Consider the following 18,393-nt stretch of genomic DNA (forward strand, 5'->3'; position numbering starts at 1 on the left):
GCCGTGCACAGCGCCGGTGCACCCACGCACGTCTGAAGGTGCCCGGCGGGCGTGCGGCATGCGTCAGAAGTCGCGCTCTACAGGGCTGACCGCGCATTCAAAAAGTTGGCATACAGATTGCTTAATGGTTGGCATTCATCTTGTGTACAAGCAAGTATTCAAGATGCTTTCTATTCTGCACTGCCACTTTGCGAGGAAATGCCATGCGCACGCGTCGACTCCTGATTGCTTCTTTGACCGCTTCGGCCCTGGCCTGTTCGCTGGCGCTGCCGGCCCATGCCGCAGACACGGTGATCAAGGTGGGTACCTTGAAGCTGATCCACGGCATCACGCCATACTTCTACGACAAGTTCACGCCGGCCGGCTACAAGATCGAGGTCGTGCCGTTCGAGACACCCACGGACGCCAAGAACGCCGTGGTCACCAAGTCGGTCGACTTCGGCATGCACGGCCTGGCGGCCGGCATCCTGGGGGCGGCGGCGGGTGAGCCGGTGGTCGTGCTCGCGCCCATGAGCAACGGCGGCATGGCCATCGTCGTGGGCGCCAAGTCGGGCATTGCCGATTTCAAGGGCCTCAAGGGCAAGCGCGTGGGCCTGCTGCCGGGCTCGACGCAAGAGGCCGTGTTCCTCGAGCGCATGAAGGCCGAGGGCATGACCATCAAGGACGTGAAGTCGGTGCGCGTGTCCTTCAGCGAGATGGCCGGTGCGCTGGAGCGCGGCGACATCGACGCCTACGTGGGCGCCGAGCCGGGCCCGTCGATCAGCGTGACGCGCGGCGTGGGCAAGGTGCTCGAGCACCCTTACAGCACGCCGGTGGGGTCGGTGAACATGGTCACCACCACGCACGCCGACACCGTCAAGGGCAAGCCCGAGCTGGTCAAGGTCTTCCTGGACATCCACCGCAAGGCGTCGGAGTACGCCATGGCCAACCGCAAGGAGCTGCTGGCCATGGCCAACGCCAAGCTGGGCCTGCCGGCCGAGGTGGCCGACCTGGCGGCCGACAACGTGAAGCTGGTCTGGAAGGTGGACGAGGACTGGCTGCAGCGATGCAAGAACTACGGTTCGCTGATGCTGGAGCGCAAGCAGATCCGCCGCCTGCCCGACTACGGCAGCTTCTTCGCCACCCACCTCGGCCCGAAGTGAGCCTGGGTATCACTGACTTCTCGTTGACTGAATGAGGTCAGCGGCGGAATACCGGGTGGCGTGATCGCGTTGCCCGCCGCCATGCCCCGAGCACCACCGCCTTGCCAGGAACTGCCATGACCACCTTGAATGCCGCCGCGCCGCCCGGCGCGGCCCAACCCGGCGCAACGCGCACGCCTGCGCGTGCCGCATCCGCCACGTCTGCCGCGGCGCCCGCCGTGGCGGCGGATCCGGCGCTGGACCTGTTGCCCCCGGCGCCCAGCCAGCTGAAAGCCTGGCTGGTGCGCTGGATCGTTCCCGCGCTGCTGCCGCTGGCGCTGCTGCTGGCCTGGGACCTGGCCGTGCGCCTGAGCGGCACGATGCTGGTGCCGTCCCCCAAAGAAGTGGCGGTGATGCTCAAGGACTTCACCGTGGGCGGCGTTTACGACGACGCCTTCAGCGAAACCCTGGGCACGCACTGGCTCAAGTCCATGTCGCGCGTCTATGGCGCCTTTGCACTGGCGGCCTTGCTGGCGGTGCCGCTGGGCCTGCTGATCGGCAAGAACGCCCTGATCCGGCGCTTCATCGATCCCACGCTGCAGCTGCTGCGGCCGGTGCCGGTGACGGCCTGGCTGCCGCTGTCGATGATCTTTTTCGGCGTCGGCCCGAACGCGGCCATCTTCCTGGTCTGCCTGGGGGCGTTCTTCCCCATCGTCATCAACACGGCCTTCGGCGTGAAGTCGGTCGAGCCGCGCTTGTTCGAGGCAGCGGCCATGCTGGGCTGCAAAGGCACGTCCATGTTCCGCCAGGTGGTGTTGCCGGCGGCCATGCCATCCATCTTCAACGGCTTGCGGCTGGGCCACGGCATCGCCTGGTTCCTGATCGTGGTGGGCGAGATGACCGGCGTGCCCGAAGGGCTGGGCGCAGCCATCATGGACGGCCGCATGCTCTCGCGCACCGATGTCGTGATCGCCGGCATGGTGGTCATCGGCCTCACCGGTTTCGTCACCGACCGCCTGCTGGTGGTCCTCAACAACCGCCTGCTCAAGTGGAGCCCGCAACACAATGCCTGACATCCTCACCCCCGTCGCCACGCCCGCAGCACCCCGCAAGGCGGCCCCCATCCTGGACATCGCGGGCGTCAGCAAGGTGTTCAGCCTGAACGGCCGCCCCATCCACGCCCTGAAGGACGTGAACCTGCAGATCGAGAAGGGCGAATTCATCTGCCTGATCGGCGCCTCGGGCTGCGGCAAGTCCACGCTGCTGCGCATCATGGGCGGGTTCGAGCCGGTGTCTTCGGGCACGGCGCGGCTCTACCACGCGCCCATCACCGAGCCCGGCCCCGAGCGCGGCATGGTGTTCCAGGACTATGGCCTGTTCCCCTGGCTCACCGTGCGCCAGAACATCGCCTTTGGCCCCAAGCAGCGCGGTCTGCCCGAGGCCAGGCTGCGCGAGATCGGCGACCATTTCCTGAACATGGTGGGCTTGACCAAGTTTGCCGACCACTTCCCCAGCCAGCTCTCGGGCGGCATGAAGCAGCGGGTGTCGATCGCGCGCGCCTTGGCCAACGACTGCGAGGTGCTGCTGATGGACGAGCCTTTCGGCGCGCTGGATGCGCTCACGCGCGAGGTTCTGCAGCAGGAGTTGCTCGACATCTGGGCCAAGACCAAGCTCACCGTGGTGTTCGTCACGCACGCGGTGGAAGAAGCCGTGCTGATGGCCGACCGCGTGGTGGTCATGACGGCCGGACCGGGCCGGGTGGAGACCGATTTCCGCATCCCGCTGGAGCGCCCGCGCTGCATCACCGCGCCCGAGTTCAACCGCGTGCGCCAGCAGCTCACCGAGATGCTGACCAGCCACGTCAGCCACGCCAAGGCCGCATGAGCGAGGCCCCCGGCACCGGGTCGCGGTCGCGCGCACCCACCGGCACCCATGGCCTGACCGGTGCGCACGCCGCCGGCGGGTTTGCCGCGGCCCAGCCCGCGCAGCCGGGGCAGCCGGGACAGGAGAGGGCGGGCCACGTTCTCGTGCCTCTGGCCGAGTTCGCGGCCTGGCCGCAGCAGGCGCGCGATGCCGCCTACGACAACACCGCCGCCGTGGCCACCAGCGCGCAGCAGCTGGCCGCGCTGGAGGTGGCGAGCGCCGAGCTGGTGCAGCGCGCACCCTGCCAGCTCGACCTGGCGTACGGTCCCGGCGAGCGTCAGCGGTTCGATGTTTTCGCTGGCCCCCCGGGCAGCGCCACGCTGGTCTTCATCCATGGCGGCTACTGGCAGATGCGGCACAAGAACACCTTCCGCGCCGTGGTCGCCGGGGCGCTGGCGCAGGGCCTCGGCGCGGCGCTGGTCGGCTACACGCTGGCGCCGCAGGCCAGCCTGACCCGCATCGTGGGCGAGGTGCGCGAGGCGGTGCGTGCGGTGCGGGCCCACGCCCAAGCGCAAGGCGCCAGCGGGCGCCTGCTGGTCAGCGGCTGGTCGGCCGGCGCGCACCTGGCCGCGCTGTGCCTGGACGAGGACGGCGTGGCGGCGGGCCTGGGCGTCAGTGGCATTTACGACCTGGCGCCGATTCGCCTGACCTACCTGAACACCGCGCTGCAGCTCAGCGATGCCGAGGTGGCCGGCCTCAGCCCCCTGCATCGGCCGCTGTCCTCGCGGCCCTTCGTCGTCGCCCACGGCTTGGCCGAGCTGCCGGCGCTGCAGGCGCAGAGTCGGACCTTTGCCGCGCAACGGCGCGCGATGCCGGGCGGGATGGTGGCCGCGCCGGGGGCCGACCACTTCAGCGTGCTGCAGGCCCTGGCGCAACCGCAGGGCCAGGCCTTGCAAGCGGTGCTGGCCTTGCTTTAGACAACCAGGGGTATGGTTGCTTTGTCGTTTTCATTGAAACGGAGGCAGGGTCATACTGCTTCATGTGGTTTGAGCCTCGGCGGGTGAATCCGGCGTGGCCGTCGTCCAGTGTGCGCGGCCTGGCGAGCTGAACGCCAGCACCCGACTTGCGAGCCCCGGCCGCGGTCAGGACGTGCGGTCCACCGCCCAGGTGACGGGTTGAAGTGCGGGGGGCGTCGGGTCCGGCCGCACCATCCTTGAGCCCCGCGTCACGGGGCAGTCGGTTCGCAGAGGAACACGCAAAGGTCGGTTTCCGGCGGCGCCACGTCCACCTCGAAGAACATCTGGCTGACCCAGCCGCGGTGGTAGGTCTTGTGGTTGACGATGTGCAGGAACATCTCGCCCCGCGTCATGGTGCCGGGCTGGCCCGTGACGAACTGGAAGGCCAGGCGCTCGTTCAGGCTGTCGGGCGTTTGTTGCCGGCCCAGTCCAGGTACCACTGGTTGAGCGCCGTCTGGGCAGCGACCAGCTCGGTGAACTGCGGGTAGAGCACATCGCGCCGCGTCGAAAAGCCGTGTGTCTGGCCCAGCAGGTGGGCGCGCCAGATCAGGTCAACCACGTGGTTGTGGTTGAGGGTGCCGATCATGGACTGGAACAGCGTCTGGCGCGGCTGCGCGATGGCGCCGGCCGGCAGTGCCGCCATGGCGCTGAACAGCGTCTGATCCGCCCAGTCGCTGTAGCGGGCCAGCATCACGGCGGTGTCGGTCGTCATCATGGGGGGTGTCCCGGGTGGGGCTGGGCATCGGCCTCAGGCGACGTGGGCCTGCGACAGGCGCTGGCGCCGCGCGGCCTGCAGCGCGTGCACGGTGATTTTTTGCACCTCGTCGCGGCTGACGGCGATGTGCGTCTGCAGCAGGGTGCGCGCCTGTGCCGCGTCGCGCGCCAGCAGGGCCTGCAGGATGCGGGCGTGTTCGGCATAGGTGGTGCCGATGCGGTCTTCGCGCGTGAATTCCAGGCGGCGGACCACGCGGATGCGGTCGGTCAGGTCGCGGTGGATGCGCGCCATCTCCAGGTTGCCGGCGGCCTGCACCAGGTCCAGGTGAAAGGCCTCGTCCAGCAGCGACACGCGCGCGTGTTCGCGCAGGCGCTCGGCGTCGGGCACGCACCAGATGGCCGTCAGGGCCTGCAGGCGTTCGGCGGTGTCGGTGCAGGCGCACAGCAGGTCGGCCGCGGCGCATTCGAGCACGGCGCGCACGTCGTACAGCTGGGCGAAGACCTCGAAGTCGATGGCGTTGACCACCCAGCCCAGCTTGGGCAGCACCGAGATGTAGCCCTCGCGCTGCAGCCGCACCAGCGCTTCGCGCACCGGGGTGCGGCTCATGCCCAGGCGGCCGCTGACCTCGTTCTCGCTGAAGCGGTCGCCCGGCGCGTAGTGGAAGGTGTCGAGCTCGAGCTTGATCTGTTGGTAGGCGGTGGCCGCCAGGCTGGCTGTGGACATGCAGGCTCCTTGGGCGCGGGTCAGGTCAGGCTGGCACAGTATGCGCGCCAGCCGCCATGGGCGGTGACATCCAGGGCCTGCTCCAGCGCATGGCCTTCGCAGATGAAACCCTTGACGACTTCGCCCGAGGCCAGCTCCACGTTGCCGATGCCCAGCGGCGCGGGCACCCGGGCGACGAAGGCGCCCAGGTTGTCCACGGGCATGTCCCACACCTCCAGCACGATGGGCTGGCCGCTGTGCGCACGGGCCAGGCCGGGCTTGGGGGGCGTGGTGCCGGGCAGTGCGTACAGCCGGTAGCTGGGTGCGCTCTGGGTTTCCTGCACAAAGCGTGCGCCACAGGCGAGCAGTTCGTGGTTGAGCGGCATGCCGCGCAAATGGGCGCCCACCACGGCCAGCCGCACCGAGTCCCCGGCGGCGGGCACGTGCCACTGCGGCAGCGGCTCGGCCTTGGGCAACCGGCCCGTGGTGCCGGCGGGCAGGCGCACCTGCTGTTCGAGCTGCTGGGCCCAGGCGACGAGCTGGGGCTCGCGCCAGCCGGGGGCGATCAGCGTGATGCCGAAAGGCAGGCCGTCGGGCAGTCGGGCGGCTGGAATGGCGATGGCCGACCAGCCCAGCAGGTTGACGAAGTTGGTGTACAGGCCGAGTTCGGCATTCACCGCGATGGGGTCGGCCTGCACCTCGTCGATGCGCGGGTGGCGCGGGGCGGTGGGCACGCACAGCACGTCCCACTGCTGCCACAGGGCGTCGGCCTGGCGCTGCAGGGCCTGCAGGCGGTACTGGGCCGCAAACGTGTCGGCTGCCGAAAAGCGCTGGGCCACGTCGAGCACCTCGCGGATCACGGGCAGCATCTGGTCGGCCTGGTGGCGGTAGATGGCATCGGCTGCCACGACGCGCTCGGCCACCCACGGGCCCTGGTAGAGCAGGGCGGCGACGTCGAACAAGGGGCCGAAATCCAGCGTCTGCAGCTGGGCCACCTGCGGGCGCAGGGCCTGCTCGAAGGCCTGAAAGGCGGTGTCGTAATCCGGCGCCAGCGGGCGCTGCACCGGGGTGGCCACGCGCAGCGTCGCCAAAGGCGGGACGGGCGACAGCCGGGGCCGTGGCCGGCCGTAGACGTCGGCCGGGTCGGTGCCTTCCATCAGGGCCAGCACGCGGGCGCTGTCGGCCACCGACTGGGCCAGCACCCCGATGCAGTCCAGTGTGCGGCAGGCGGGCACCAGGCCGGTGCCGCTCACGGCGCCGGGCGTGGGCTTGAGGCCGACGATCTGGTTGAACCCGGCGGGGATGCGGCCGGAGCCGGCCGTGTCGGTGGACAGGGCAAACGGCACCAGGCCGCGCGCGACGACGGACGCCGAGCCCGAGCTGGAGCCGCCCGACACGCGCGCCGGATCAAAGGTGTTGGGCACCACGCCATACGGCGAGCGCGTGCCCACCAGGCCGGTGGCGAACTGGTCGAGGTTGGTCTTGCCCAGCACGATGGCGCCGGCCCGGCGCAGCCGCTGAACGGCCACGGCATCGGCGCTGGCCTCGCGCGCAAAGGCTTCGCAGGCGGCGGTGGTGGTGAAGCCGGCGACGTCGATGTTGTCCTTGACGGCAAAGGGCACGCCATACAGGGGCAGGGCGGCCCGGCCGTGTTCGGCCTCAAGGGTGCGCAGGGCATGCAGCTGCTGGCGCAGTTGCTCGGCGCTGGCCACGCTGATCCAGGCCGGGTCGTCGCCCAGGCAGGCCTGGCGTTGGGTGTCCAGCAGGTGTTCGGGGTCGGCGCCGTGGGCATAAGCCTGTTGCCAGTCGGTCAGAGAGCCTGTCAGCATGATGAATACTCAGTTGTATACAAGATGCCTGGGTTAAGCAGGTTGCGTGCCAGTTGTGGCGCTCTGTGGTCGGCCTGCTGTCGGGCGAGCGCAGGCCACGCCGAGGAACGTGGTCTCGGGCGAGGTGCACCAAGTTGGTTGGCGGCCGTGCGCATTTGGTGCGCGCAGGCCACACGGACCGTGCACGGACCGGGGCGGTTGCCGGCGGGCGCGCACGGTGATCTCTCCGCAGGCGCCGCTCAAGGGGTTGCACGGCTGCACCCCGTGTCCATCGGTGGTGCCGGGTTAGCCCGCCGTGGGGTGTTGCGCACCCGGTGGCGGGTGGCCAAAGCTTCTGGCGTCGGGCGAGCTGCACGAGCAGGCGCACCCCGGAGGGGCCAAGGCCGGCCAGCGCTCTGTTGCGCGCGGTGTTTCAGCGCCTGGAGCGCGCTCAGCGCGAAGGCGTGCCTCGGGCTCTAGCCGCAAAGGTTCGCAGCCCATGGCGGCGCATGGCGCGTCCCGGGCGATGGCCCAGGCGCGAGATCGCAAGATCGCAAGATTTAAAGCAGTATGGGGTGATAGCCGTTTGTTTTCAAACGGCTATCACCCCATACTGGTGAAACATCTAGGCTGAGCCGCAGCCGCCGCTCAGCCGCGCGGCATCAGCGCCAGACCTGGCCCTTGGCGGCCACGGCGGCCAGCACGTCCTGGGTGTGCGCGCCATCGGCGCAGATGGGGCCGGGCGCGTAGGCGGCATCGCCAAAGCGCGGGGCCGGCGCGGCCTGGAACTGGCCTTCGTGCGTGAGGTAAACGCCGCGCGCCTTCATGTGCGGGTGCTCGGCCGATTCCAGTGGGCTTTGCACCACGCCAAAGCACACGTCCGTGCCTTCGAGCAGGGCCTGCCAGTGCGTGGCGGGCTGGCTCTTGAACAGCGCGATCAGGCGCTCGCGGCGCTTGGGCCAGGCGGCCTTGTCCCACTGGTCGGTGCCGAAGTCGGGGTCCTGCTTCAGGTTCAGCTTGTCGAGCAGCAGGGCGTAGAACTGCGGCTCGATGGCGCCCAGGGTCACGAAACGGCCGTCGCCGGCGACGTAGGTGTCGTAGAAGGGCGAGCTGTCGTACATGCTGTCGCCGCGCTTGTCGGCCACGATGCCCTTTTTGCGGGCCGACAGCATGAGGTTCATGGCGTGGGCCGAGCCATCGACGATGGCCGCGTCCACCACTTGACCCTGGCCGGTTTCACGCGCGCTCAGCACGCCCGAGACGATGCCGATGGCCAGGTACAGGGCGCCGCCCATGATGTCCCCGGCCAGCGTGAACGGGGTGACGGGACGGGCTTCAGCCGGGCTGGAGCCCCAGAGCGCGCCCGAGACCGAGACGTAGTTGGTGTCGTGGCCGGCCGCCGGGGCGAGGGGGCCGGTCTGGCCCCAGCCCGTCATGCGCGCGTAGACGAGCTTGGGGTTCTTCGCCTGGCATTCCTTGGGGCCCAGGCCCAGGCGTTCCATCACGCCAGGGCGCATGCCTTCGATGAGGACGTCGGCCGTTTCGCACAGGCTCAGCACCAGCGCCTTGCCCTCGGGGGTCTTCAGGTCGGCAAAGACCGACCGCTTGCCGCGGTTGAGCACCGGGCCGGTGATCGGCGGCGTGCCGCCGGGCTGGCGCACGACGGAGATCACGTCGGCGCCCAGGTCGGCCAGGTGCATGGCGCAGAACGGGCCGGGACCGATGCCGCCGATTTCAAGGACTTTGACGGAGGAGAGGACTTTCATGGCAGATGAGGGGGTTGGGGGCGGGTTGAACAATCCGCGCAAACCGCGCGCAGGTGAAGAAAGGGCGGCAGGGCACTGCCGAACCGGGGGACTCGGGTCAGCTGTTGCCCAGCGAGGATTCGACGTTGTGCACCAGCGTGATCAGGCGCGGACCGACCTCGGTGTCCAGGTCCTTGAGGTGAGGGCTGAACACCGGCATGGAGGCGGTGAACAGCCAGAGTTCGCCGTCGCGCGTGGCCTGCATGGGCACGCAGATGGACTGCACCTCGCGGTGCAGGTCGGCGTGGCTGCGCGTGAAGCCGTGCTGGGTCAGGTCCTGGCGCGCCTCGTCGAGCCGGCGCCGCAGGAAGCTGGCCTTCTCGGGCTCGCGCTCGGCGAGCTGGCTGAGGTAGGCTTCGCGCTGGTCCTCGGGCAGGCTGAGCAGGAAGGCGCGGCCCGACGCGGTGCGCGACATGGACACGTGCGTGCCCACCTCGGGGCGGTAGACCTTGCTGCCGCGGCCCTGCACCACGTCCACGTAGGTGAGCCGCATCTGGCTGGCCACGATGAGCTGCAACTGGGCCTCGATGTGATCGGCCAGCTCCTGCATGGCCGGGCGCGCGAACTGGCGCACCGACATGCGGGCCAGCACCGGCGCCGAGAGGTTCAGCAGCGTGAGGCCGGGAACGTACTTGGACACGCGCTCCGAATAACGCAGGGCCCCGATCTCGCACAGGGTGTCGACCAGGCGAAACAGCGTCGGCTTGGGCAGGCCGGTCAGGTCCATCAACTCCTTGGCCGAAAGCTCCAGGCGTTGGGTGTCGAAACACTGGAGAATGGACATGCCACGCACCAGGGCACTGACGAGTCGGTTGTCGTTGTCAGTTTCGGGGGTCATTACATTGCTTGTGGCAAAGATTATCGAGACGAGAGTCTCGCATACTCACATGCTTCAGATCGAATTTCGACTCGCCTAGGCGACTGTTTCGGGAAATCCCCCATGGCTGATTCTTTTGTGCCGGACGACGGGCACTACATGGGCCTGGCGTTGGCGCAGGCCCGCGCCGCCGCCGAGGCGGGCGAGGTGCCGGTCGGCGCCGTGCTGGTCCACCAGGGCCGCGTGATCGCGGCGGCGCACAACGCGCCGCGCGGCCTGTGCGACCCCACGGCCCATGCCGAGATGCGTGTGCTGCGCGAGGGCGCGCAGGCGCTGGGCAACTACCGTTTGACCGACTGCACGCTGTACGTCACGGCCGAGCCCTGCACCATGTGCGCCGGGGCCATCCTGCACGCGCGCCTGCCGCGCGTGGTCTACGCCACGGCAGAGCCGCGCATGGGCGCCGCCGGCTCGCAGCTGAACGTGTTCGCCGTGCGCGCGCTGAACCCGCACACCCAGGTGCAGGGCGGCGTGGGGGCCGAGGCGGCCCAGGCGCTCATGCGCACCTTTTTTGCCCAGCGGCGGGCGCAGCAGACGCGTGAACAGCCGCCCCGCCTGCGCGAGGATGCGCTGCGCCTGCCGCAGGCCGCGCAAGCGGGGTTGCTGGCGGCGCTGGATTGGGCGGCCCTGGGATTCGAGCCGCGCGCGCAGGCCATTGCGTTGACTGGCCTGCACGTCGATGCGGCGACGCCGCGCCACACCGGCACGCGGCCCACGCAGGCGGCGGATACAGCGGCGACGCTGGCCGCCGACGCCATGCCGTCCGCGGCCACCCGCTACCCCGGCGCACCGGTGGCCGGCGGGCACGGCCGCAGCGACCTGGGCTGGCGCATGTGGGGCGTGGTGTCGGCGCCAAATCCGGGCGCGGCAGCGGCAGATGCCCGTGCCGAGGGCCGCACGAGTCGGCCGCCGGGCAGCGTCGCCCTGGTGCACGGCTGGGCTGACCACGGCGGCGTCTGGCGGGACTGGGCGCAGGCCCTGGCCACGCAGGGCTGGCGCGTGCTGGTGCCGGATCTGCTGGGCCACGGCCTGAGCGACAAGCCGCGCCGCGCGGGTGGGCTGACGGCCGAGCAGGTCGGGCAGGCGTTGGCGCAGTGGCTGTGGGCGCAGGGCTGGGCCGGCGAGGGGGACGCCGCTCATCCGCAGCCGGGCGTGGCCGCGGGTCAGCCCCGCGCGGCGGATGCGCCCAGGGCCGCGCCTGCGGGCCCCTGCGTGCTGATCGCCGATCGTTCGGTGGCCGGCGCGGTGCACGCGGCGTGGCGGGCGCTGGCACAGCGGGCGCAAGGCAGCGGGCAAGCCGATGCGTGGCGCCGCGTGGCGCGGTTGCGCTGGGTTTCGCGGCCCACGCTGCGCGAGGCCCTGGCGATGGGCGCAGACGCCGGTGCAGGCGCCGAGCGCGCTGCGGTCGACCGCCGGCTGACCGACGCGTTCCCGGCCACGCCGGCCACGTTGGCGCGCCTGCTGGCGTTGCTCGAAGGGCACGGACTGCGGTCAGGCCCTGAAAGCCGACATGAATGGCAGTATGGGTGCAATGCCGTTGATCAAGAAACGACGATGGCGCCATACCCCGATGCCGGTCATTTGGTGAGGTGCCGTGACTGGGTGCGCCGCCTGCGTGCGGGAGGCGATGCGGTGGCGATGGGGCGGGACGCCGAAGCGCTCCTTGAGCGGATGGCTCTGGACGAGGCGGCGGGAGGCGTGGCCAGCCTGCCCGTTCCAGCGCCGCGCAAGGTGCTGGATGTGCCGCTGTTCGGCCCGCGCTGGCCCTGGACAGACCCGGTGCAAGCGGCGATGGCGCGACTGCGCGACGGGGGGTGACGCGACGTCGCGCTGGGCATGATCACGCCGCCCATGGGCCAGGCGCCCGTGGCATGCGGCGCGTGGCGCTCGGCCGCCCCCTGGCGATGTGCGTCCTGCCGCAGCAGGGCGGCGATAAGATCGGGCGATGGCGCACATTTACATTTACTCGCCCTCTGGTGCAGTGCGAGACAAGGCCGCTTTTCGGCGGGGTATCCAGCGGTTGAAGGTGCTGGGGCACGAGGTGGAGGTCGATCCTGCGGCCCTGGCCAGTGTTCAGCGGTTCGCCGGCGACGACGCCGAGCGGGTGGCGGCCATCGCCCGGGCGGCGGCCAGCGGGGCCGATGTGAGCCTGATTTCGCGCGGCGGCTATGGGCTGACACGCATCCTGCCCGACATCGACTTCGCCGCCGTGGCCCAGGCCGCGAAGGCGGGCATGCGCTGGGTGGGCTTCAGCGATTTCACGGCCCTGCAGCTGGGCGCGCTGGCCAAGACCGGCGCCACCACCTGGTCGGGGCCGGCATTGATCGCCGACATCGGGGCGCCCGACGAGCCGGACGACATCACCCTGGACTGCCTGGACGATGTCATCCACGGCCACGCTGAGGGCACGGGCTGGGTCATGGGCAAGAAGCAGGCCGAGCAGCTGCACCAGGACCTGCAACGCCTGGGCCTGAGGCCTGAGGGGGGCGAATCCGTGCGGGTGGCCGAGCACGCCACGCTGTGGGGGGGCAATCTGGCGGTGGTGGCGGCGCTGCTGGGCACGCCGTACTTCCCGCAGGTGGAGGGCGGCGTGCTCTACCTGGAAGACGTGGGGGAACCCGTGTATCGCATCGAGCGGCTGCTGACGCAGCTGCAGCTGGCCGGTGTGCTGACGCGTCAGAAGGCCGTGGTGCTGGGGGGGTTCACCGAGATGGCGACCACCGCGCACGACAAGGGCTTCAGCATGAAGACCGTGGTGGCCCGACTGGCGCAGCAGTTGCCGGTGCCTGTGATTCCGGCCTTGCCGTTTGGCCATGTGCCGACCAAGGTGTGCCTGCCCACGGGCGCCTGCGTGAGTCTGAGCGTGCACGGGCGCGAGGTCATGATGCTGTGGGACGACCACGACCACGACCACGACCACGACCACCACGGTCACTGAGCGCTGCTGCCGGCCCAGGCGGCCGTGGCCGATTCGGCATGCCCGCAACACCCGCGCTTGCACAAGGCAAAACAGGGCCGTCCATGGGCGCTGTGGCTTGCTTTGGGCACAATCGCCCTCATTGACAGCACAAACCCCTTGCCGCTAACTCCATGAACCTGTCCCTGTCGAGCCGACGACTGGCCCTCCTGCCGCAACGCATTCGCGGCATGTTCAATTTGAACGACCCGCGTTGGGGACGCGATGACGAGCCGAGTTCCGGCGAATCGACCCCGCCGCCTCCGCCACCGCCCGCTTATCCGCCCAGCCAACCGCCGGCCCAGCCGCGGCCGCAGGTGCAGCGTCCCGGCAACCCCGGGCCCGACTTGGATGAAATGGGGCGTGAGTTCATGCGCAAGCTCGGTGGCATGTGGGGCGGCAACGGCAATGGCGGCGGTTCGTCCAACCGCAGCGGTGGCCCGGGCGTGCAGCCGGGCTCGATTGCCGTGATCGTCGCGGGCCTGGCCCTGGCGGCCTGGGTGGCCAGCGGGGTGTACGTGGTCAACGAAGGCGAGCAGGCGGTGATCACGCAGTTCGGCAAGTACCACGAGACCACCGATGCCGGCCTGCACATGCGCCTGCCGTTCCCGATCCAGAACCACACCAAGCTGAAGGTGACGCAGCCGCGTGTCATCGACATCGGCAGCGACAACATCGTCAAGGCCACGGGCCTGCGCAACTCGGCCATGCTGACCGAGGACGAGAACATCGTCGAGATCAAGTTCTCGGTGCAGTACCGCCTCAGCGATTCGCGTGCCTACCTGTTTGAAAGCGCGCGTCCCGATGACGCCGTGCGCCAGGTCGCCGAAACCGCCGTGCGCGAGGTCGTCGGGCAGATGAGCCTGGACGAGGCCCTGGCCACCGAGCGTGACCAGATCGCGCCGCGTGTGCGCGAGCTGATGCAGACCATGCTCGACCGCTACAACCTGGGCGTGAACGTGTCCGAGGTCAACTTGCTGGAGGGCGGCGTGCGTCCGCCCGAACAGCTGAAGGTGGCGTTCGACGACGTGCTCAAGGCCGAGCAGGAGCGCGAGCGCGTCAAGAACCAGGCCCTGGCCTATGCGGCCAACGTGGTGCCCCGCGCCGAAGGCACGGCGGCCCGCCTGAACGAAGAGGCGCAGGGCTACAAGACCCGCGTGGTGGAGCAGGCCAAGGGTGACACCGAGCGCTTTGCCGCCATCCTGCCTGAGTACCGCAAGTCGCCGCAGGCGGTGCGTGACCGCATGTACACCGATGCCATGCAGCAGATGTACAGCAACGTCAGCAAGATCGTGGTGGACAGCAAGGCCGGCGGCAACCTGCTGTACCTGCCGCTGGACAAGCTGATCAGCCACAGCGGCGAGGCGGGAGCTGCCGCGCCCGCCGCCGCACCGGCGGCCCCGGCTCGCGAAGCGGCCGCGGCCCCGAGCGCGCCCGCCCCGGCCGTGGTGGACCCGCGTTCGCGCAACAACGAGCGCAGCCGCTCGCGTGAACTCGATGCCCGCTGACCTCCGCCCCCTGAATCCAAACTTTTCGCACTCCATTCATCCATGAACAAGCTTGGTTCCCTTGCCGCGGTGGTCGTCCTCGCCCTGGTCGTGTTCCTGACCTCGGCCTTCGTGGTCGATCAACGCCAATTCGGCCTGGTCTACCAGTTCGGGCAGATCCAGAAAGTCATCAGCTCGCCGGGCCTGCACTGGAAGGTGCCGTTCGTGCAGAGCGTCAGCCACCTGGACAAGCGCCTGCTGACGCTGGAGAGCCAGGACACCGAAGCGCCCATGCTCACGGCCGAGAAGCAGCGCATCGTCATCGACTGGTATGTGCGCTGGCGCATCACCGACCCGCGTGCCTACGTGCAGAACGTGGGCCGCACCATCGTCGACGGCGAGCTGCAGCTCACGCGCACGGTGCGCAACGCCTTCCAGGAGGAGATCAACCGCCACACGGTGAAGGAGCTGATCTCGACCAAGCGCGACCAGGTGATGGCCGACGTCAAGCGCGCCGTGAACGCCGCCATCTCGCAGGGCCAGAAGCCCTGGGGCGTGGAGGTGGTGGACGTGCGCATGACGCGTGCGGACTACGCCGAATCCATCATCGACTCGGTGTACCAGCGCATGGCGACCGACCGTGAGCGCGTGGCCAATGCCCTGCGTTCGGCCGGTGCCGCCGAAGGCGAGAAGATCCGCGCCGACGCCGATCGCCAGCGTGAGGTGCTGCTGGCCAACGCCTACCGCGATGCGCAGAAGATCAAGGGTGAAGGCGATGCCGCGGCCAACAGCGTCTATGCCGAGGTGTTCGGCCAGGACCCGCAGTTCGCCCAGTTCTACCGCAACCTGCGCGCCTACACCGAGTCCTTCGACAAGAAGAGCGATGTGATGGTCATCGACCCGCAGAGCAACGAGTTCTTCAAGGCCATGCGCTCGGGCATGGCGCCCCGCTGAGGGCGTGCGCCCGGCCGCGCCGCGGTCCCGCCTTCACAAGCCCGGCAGCTGCCGGGCTTTTTTTATGGTGAAGGGGTATGCGGTGGTTTCCGATCGTGGTTGATCGGCTGTCGATTGATACTCTGCGCATGTGCGTGTGCGTGTTCGCCTGGGCGGCCTCAAGCGAAGCACTTGTTGGCGACCGTTGACCAAGTCAGCAGATGGGTGCGGCGATGCACGCCACGCGTCGCCCGCAGCGCGCGCTCAATGCCGCAGGCCGCGCGCCCATGCGGCGGATGGCTCGGTGGCGGTCAACCAACCATGGCGCATCGCGTCCGCCTGCACAAGGGAGGGGCCGATCCATCTCAGGGCTGGCATGTGGCCATCAAGGTCGGCATGCGCGGCATGCGGCTGGATCTCGGGCGCGCTGTGACCGGCGCGATTCGAGGCCTCATCCCGAGCCGGTAGAATCACGGTTTTAACAGCCTGCCATTTGCTGCCATGTCTGCCTGGCTTTTGCCGGATTCCATCGCCGACGTGCTTCCTTCCGAAGCCAGGCACATCGAAGAGCTGCGCCGCCATCTGCTGGACACGGCCTGCAGCTATGGCTATGAACTCGTCATGCCGCCGCTGCTGGAGCATCTGGACTCCCTGCTGACCGGCACCGGCGAGGCGCTCGACCTCCAAACCTTCAAGCTCGTCGACCAGCTGTCCGGCCGGTCGCTGGGCTTGCGCGCCGACACCACGCCTCAGGTGGCCCGCATCGATGCCCACCTGCTGGGCCGCACGGGCGTCGCCCGGCTGTGCTACTGCGGGCCAGTGGCACACACCCGGCCCGACCGTGCGTTAGGCACCCGCGAGCCCTTGCAGCTCGGGGCCGAGCTGTTCGGCCACGCGGGCGCCGAGGCCGATCTCGAAATCATGCAGCTGGCGCTGGACTGCCTGCAGGTGGCCGAGCTGCCGCCCGCGCTGGTCGACATGGCCGACGTGCGCATCGTGCGGGCGCTGATGGCGGGGCTGCCCGTGGAAGCCAGCGTGCTCCAGGCCGTGCACACCGCCCTGGCCATCAAGGACGTGGCCAGCTTGCGCGAGTTGACGGCGAACTTCCCCAAGGCGGCGCGCGACGGCCTGCTGGCACTGCCGCAGCTGTATGGCGACGTGGCCGTGCTCGACGAGGCCGCCAAGGCCTTGCCCGACCTGACCGCGATCCGCCAGTCGCTGGATCACCTGCGCTGGCTCGCCCAACGCCTGAACGTCGGCCGCATCGGCTTTGACCTGGCCGACCTGCGAGGCTATGCCTACTACAGCGGCGTGCGCTTTGCCGCTTACGTCGAAGGCGCCAGCGACGCCGTGGTGCGGGGCGGCCGGTACGACGGCGTAGGGGCCGTGTTTGCCCATGACAGCGACCGCGATCGTCCCGCGGTGGGCTTCAGCCTCGACCTGAAGGCCCTGGTGCGCGTGGCTGCGCCGCGTGCGCTCAAGCCCGCCATCCGTGCCCCCTGGGGCGACGAGCCCGCGCTGGCCGAAGCGGTGGCCGGCCTGCGGCGCGCGGGCGAAACCGTGATCCGCGTGCTGCCCGGGCACGACAGCGAGATCGATGAATTTGCCTGCGACCGCCAGTTGGTGAAAGTGGGCGAGCACTGGCAAGTGCAGGCGGTGGCGGCCTGAGCGGTCGGCGCGCAATCCTTTTTCTTACCTGAGATTCCAAAGCAATGAACATCACCAAAGGCCGCAACGTGGTCGTGGTCGGCTCGCAGTGGGGCGACGAAGGCAAGGGCAAGCTGGTGGACTGGCTGACTGAAAGTGCCCAGGGCGTGGTGCGCTTCCAGGGCGGTCACAACGCCGGTCACACCCTGGTCATCAACGGCGTGAAGACCGCGCTGCACCTGATTCCCAGCGGCATCATGCGCGCTGGCGTGACCTGCTACATCGGCAACGGCGTGGTGCTGTCGTGCGCCAAGCTGTTCGAGGAAATCGAAGGCCTGGAAAAGGCCGGCGTGGAAGTGCGCTCGCGCCTGCGCGTGTCGGAAGCCTGCCCGCTGATCCTGCCATTCCACGCCATCCTGGATGTGGCCCGCGAGGCGGCGCGCGAAAAGGGCGGCATCGAGAAGATCGGCACCACCGGGCGCGGCATCGGCCCCGCCTACGAAGACAAGATCGCCCGCCGCGCGCTGCGCGTGCAGGACCTGCGCCACCCCGAGCGCTTCGCCCAGAAGCTGCAGGAACTGCTGGCCATCTACAACCTGGTGCTCACGCAAGGCCTGGGCTCGGCCGACCTGGCGTTTGCCGACACCCTGACGCCGTACCTGAAGAACGGCGAGGTGCAGTTCGACCCGATCTACACCGAGGCCATGCAGCACGCCAAGCTGCTCGAGCCCATGATCGCCGACGTCTCGCGCGAGCTCAACGACGCCAACAAGACCGGGTCCAACCTGCTGTTCGAGGGTGCCCAGGGCACGCTGCTGGACGTGGACCATGGCACCTACCCCTACGTGACCTCGTCGAACTGCGTGGCGGGCAACGCCGCCGCCGGCGCAGGTGTCGGTCCGGGCCTGCTGCACTACATCCTGGGCATCACCAAGGCCTACTGCACGCGCGTGGGGGGCGGCCCGTTCCCGACCGAGCTGGATTGGGAAAAGGAAGGCACACCGGGCTGGCACATGAGCACCGTGGGCGCCGAAAAAGGCGTGACCACCGGCCGCAGCCGCCGCTGCGGCTGGTTCGACGCGGCCTTGCTCAAGCGTTCGGCCCAGGTCAACGGCCTGTCGGGCCTGTGCATCACCAAGCTCGACGTGCTCGACGGCCTGTCCGAGCTCAAGCTCTGCGTGGGCTACATGCTCGATGGCGAGGAGATCGACATCCTGCCGGCCGGCGCCGACGACATCGCGCGTTGCGAGCCCATCTACGAAACGCTGGAAGGCTGGAGCGACAGCACCGTGGGCGTGACGCAGTACGACAAGCTGCCGATCAACGCCCGCCTGTACCTGCAACGCATCGAGCAGGTCACCGGCGTGCCCATCCACATCATCTCGACCAGTCCGGATCGCGACCACACCATCATGGTGCGCCACCCGTTCCTGGCGCCCTGATGGAACGGGAACGGATTCCGT

16 protein-coding genes are annotated in these 18,393 nt (G+C 69.3%); 10 read left to right on the plus strand and 6 right to left on the minus strand.

What is annotated here, in order from left to right; all coding sequences use genetic code 11:
• Positions 1–203 precede the first annotated feature (203 nt).
• From CCO03_RS09245 to CCO03_RS09260, 4 genes are all read left to right on the plus strand, one after another.
• Positions 204–1,142 carry an ABC transporter substrate-binding protein gene (locus tag CCO03_RS09245; RefSeq protein WP_087280204.1) on the plus strand — a complete coding sequence of 313 codons (939 nt, stop codon included), beginning with the start codon at positions 204–206 and terminating at the stop codon, positions 1,140–1,142.
• A 116-nt stretch (positions 1,143–1,258) separates the two neighbouring features.
• A complete protein-coding gene (locus CCO03_RS09250) occupies positions 1,259–2,194 on the plus strand; it encodes an ABC transporter permease (protein ID WP_236904098.1) in 936 nt (311 codons plus the stop codon).
• Positions 2,187–3,005 carry an ABC transporter ATP-binding protein gene (locus CCO03_RS09255; RefSeq protein WP_087280207.1) on the plus strand — a complete coding sequence of 273 codons (819 nt, stop codon included), beginning with the start codon at positions 2,187–2,189 and terminating at the stop codon, positions 3,003–3,005. Before CCO03_RS09250 ends, CCO03_RS09255 begins: the two co-directional genes overlap by 8 nt.
• On the plus strand, positions 3,002–3,961 hold the full coding sequence (locus CCO03_RS09260; protein ID WP_087280209.1) for an alpha/beta hydrolase: 960 nt from the start codon (positions 3,002–3,004) through the stop codon (positions 3,959–3,961). The genes CCO03_RS09255 and CCO03_RS09260 overlap by 4 nt, the downstream gene beginning before the upstream one ends.
• 248 nt (positions 3,962–4,209) lie before the next feature.
• Here CCO03_RS09260 and CCO03_RS20370 read toward each other — a convergent pair whose 3' ends face one another.
• From CCO03_RS20370 to CCO03_RS09285, 6 genes are all read right to left on the minus strand, one after another.
• Entirely contained in the window at positions 4,210–4,440 is a 231-nt protein-coding gene (locus tag CCO03_RS20370; protein WP_236904099.1) for a DinB family protein, read from the minus strand.
• The gene (locus CCO03_RS20375) at positions 4,398–4,715 is read right to left on the minus strand and encodes a DinB family protein (RefSeq protein ID WP_236904100.1); all 318 of its coding nucleotides are present in this window, start codon (positions 4,713–4,715) and stop codon (positions 4,398–4,400) included. The genes CCO03_RS20370 and CCO03_RS20375 overlap by 43 nt, the downstream gene beginning before the upstream one ends.
• Positions 4,716–4,748: 33 nt before the next feature.
• Complete coding sequence (locus CCO03_RS09270; protein ID WP_087280212.1) at positions 4,749–5,438, minus strand: GntR family transcriptional regulator; 690 nt, start codon at positions 5,436–5,438, stop codon at positions 4,749–4,751.
• Positions 5,439–5,458: 20 nt separating this feature from the next.
• The gene (gene atzF, locus CCO03_RS09275) at positions 5,459–7,246 is read right to left on the minus strand and encodes an allophanate hydrolase (protein WP_087280215.1); all 1,788 of its coding nucleotides are present in this window, start codon (positions 7,244–7,246) and stop codon (positions 5,459–5,461) included.
• A gap of 641 nt (positions 7,247–7,887) precedes the next feature.
• Positions 7,888–8,991 carry a CaiB/BaiF CoA transferase family protein gene (locus CCO03_RS09280; RefSeq protein WP_087280218.1) on the minus strand — a complete coding sequence of 368 codons (1,104 nt, stop codon included), beginning with the start codon at positions 8,989–8,991 and terminating at the stop codon, positions 7,888–7,890.
• Between the two features lie 97 nt (positions 8,992–9,088).
• The gene (locus tag CCO03_RS09285; RefSeq protein WP_087280221.1) at positions 9,089–9,868 is read right to left on the minus strand and encodes an IclR family transcriptional regulator; all 780 of its coding nucleotides are present in this window, start codon (positions 9,866–9,868) and stop codon (positions 9,089–9,091) included.
• A gap of 102 nt (positions 9,869–9,970) precedes the next feature.
• On the opposite strand from CCO03_RS09285, the gene tadA reads away from it, so the two are divergent.
• From tadA to CCO03_RS09315, 6 genes are all read left to right on the plus strand, one after another.
• Positions 9,971–11,725, plus strand: coding sequence for a tRNA adenosine(34) deaminase TadA (gene tadA, locus CCO03_RS20665; protein ID WP_157667606.1), 1,755 nt, complete (start codon positions 9,971–9,973; stop codon positions 11,723–11,725).
• Positions 11,726–11,852: 127 nt separating this feature from the next.
• On the plus strand, positions 11,853–12,845 hold the full coding sequence (locus CCO03_RS09295) for an LD-carboxypeptidase (protein WP_087280224.1): 993 nt from the start codon (positions 11,853–11,855) through the stop codon (positions 12,843–12,845).
• 152 nt (positions 12,846–12,997) lie between these two features.
• The gene (hflK, locus tag CCO03_RS09300) at positions 12,998–14,371 is read left to right on the plus strand and encodes an FtsH protease activity modulator HflK (protein ID WP_087280227.1); all 1,374 of its coding nucleotides are present in this window, start codon (positions 12,998–13,000) and stop codon (positions 14,369–14,371) included.
• Positions 14,372–14,413: 42 nt separating this feature from the next.
• Positions 14,414–15,304, plus strand: a complete 891-nt coding sequence (gene hflC, locus CCO03_RS09305) for a protease modulator HflC (RefSeq protein WP_087280230.1) — start codon at positions 14,414–14,416, stop codon at positions 15,302–15,304.
• Positions 15,305–15,784: 480 nt separating this feature from the next.
• Positions 15,785–16,951: an ATP phosphoribosyltransferase regulatory subunit gene (locus CCO03_RS09310; RefSeq protein ID WP_087280233.1), complete on the plus strand. Its 1,167-nt coding sequence runs from the start codon at positions 15,785–15,787 to the stop codon at positions 16,949–16,951.
• 44 nt (positions 16,952–16,995) lie between these two features.
• A complete protein-coding gene (locus CCO03_RS09315; RefSeq protein WP_087280236.1) occupies positions 16,996–18,372 on the plus strand; it encodes an adenylosuccinate synthase in 1,377 nt (458 codons plus the stop codon).
• Positions 18,373–18,393 lie beyond the last annotated feature (21 nt).

This window comes from Comamonas serinivorans (assembly GCF_002158865.1).
Taxonomy (GTDB): Bacteria; Pseudomonadota; Gammaproteobacteria; order Burkholderiales; family Burkholderiaceae_C; genus Comamonas_E; species Comamonas_E serinivorans.

Excerpts from the sequence above, each read along its gene's own strand:
- CCO03_RS09295 (WP_087280224.1), top strand. The coding sequence starts at position 11,853 with ATGGCGCACATTTACATTTACTCGCCCTCTGGTGCAGTGCGAGACAAG.
- CCO03_RS20375 (WP_236904100.1), bottom strand. The coding sequence starts at position 4,715 with ATGATGACGACCGACACCGCCGTGATGCTGGCCCGCTACAGCGACTGG.
- CCO03_RS09315 (WP_087280236.1), top strand. The coding sequence starts at position 16,996 with ATGAACATCACCAAAGGCCGCAACGTGGTCGTGGTCGGCTCGCAGTGG.
- CCO03_RS09270 (WP_087280212.1), bottom strand. The coding sequence starts at position 5,438 with ATGTCCACAGCCAGCCTGGCGGCCACCGCCTACCAACAGATCAAGCTC.
- CCO03_RS09245 (WP_087280204.1), top strand. The coding sequence starts at position 204 with ATGCGCACGCGTCGACTCCTGATTGCTTCTTTGACCGCTTCGGCCCTG.
- tadA (WP_157667606.1), top strand. The coding sequence starts at position 9,971 with ATGGCTGATTCTTTTGTGCCGGACGACGGGCACTACATGGGCCTGGCG.
- CCO03_RS09280 (WP_087280218.1), bottom strand. The coding sequence starts at position 8,991 with ATGAAAGTCCTCTCCTCCGTCAAAGTCCTTGAAATCGGCGGCATCGGT.
- hflK (WP_087280227.1), top strand. The coding sequence starts at position 12,998 with ATGAACCTGTCCCTGTCGAGCCGACGACTGGCCCTCCTGCCGCAACGC.
- hflC (WP_087280230.1), top strand. The coding sequence starts at position 14,414 with ATGAACAAGCTTGGTTCCCTTGCCGCGGTGGTCGTCCTCGCCCTGGTC.
- atzF (WP_087280215.1), bottom strand. The coding sequence starts at position 7,246 with ATGCTGACAGGCTCTCTGACCGACTGGCAACAGGCTTATGCCCACGGC.
- CCO03_RS09260 (WP_087280209.1), top strand. The coding sequence starts at position 3,002 with ATGAGCGAGGCCCCCGGCACCGGGTCGCGGTCGCGCGCACCCACCGGC.
- CCO03_RS09250 (WP_236904098.1), top strand. The coding sequence starts at position 1,259 with ATGACCACCTTGAATGCCGCCGCGCCGCCCGGCGCGGCCCAACCCGGC.
- CCO03_RS09255 (WP_087280207.1), top strand. The coding sequence starts at position 2,187 with ATGCCTGACATCCTCACCCCCGTCGCCACGCCCGCAGCACCCCGCAAG.
- CCO03_RS09285 (WP_087280221.1), bottom strand. The coding sequence starts at position 9,868 with ATGACCCCCGAAACTGACAACGACAACCGACTCGTCAGTGCCCTGGTG.
- CCO03_RS09310 (WP_087280233.1), top strand. The coding sequence starts at position 15,785 with ATGTCTGCCTGGCTTTTGCCGGATTCCATCGCCGACGTGCTTCCTTCC.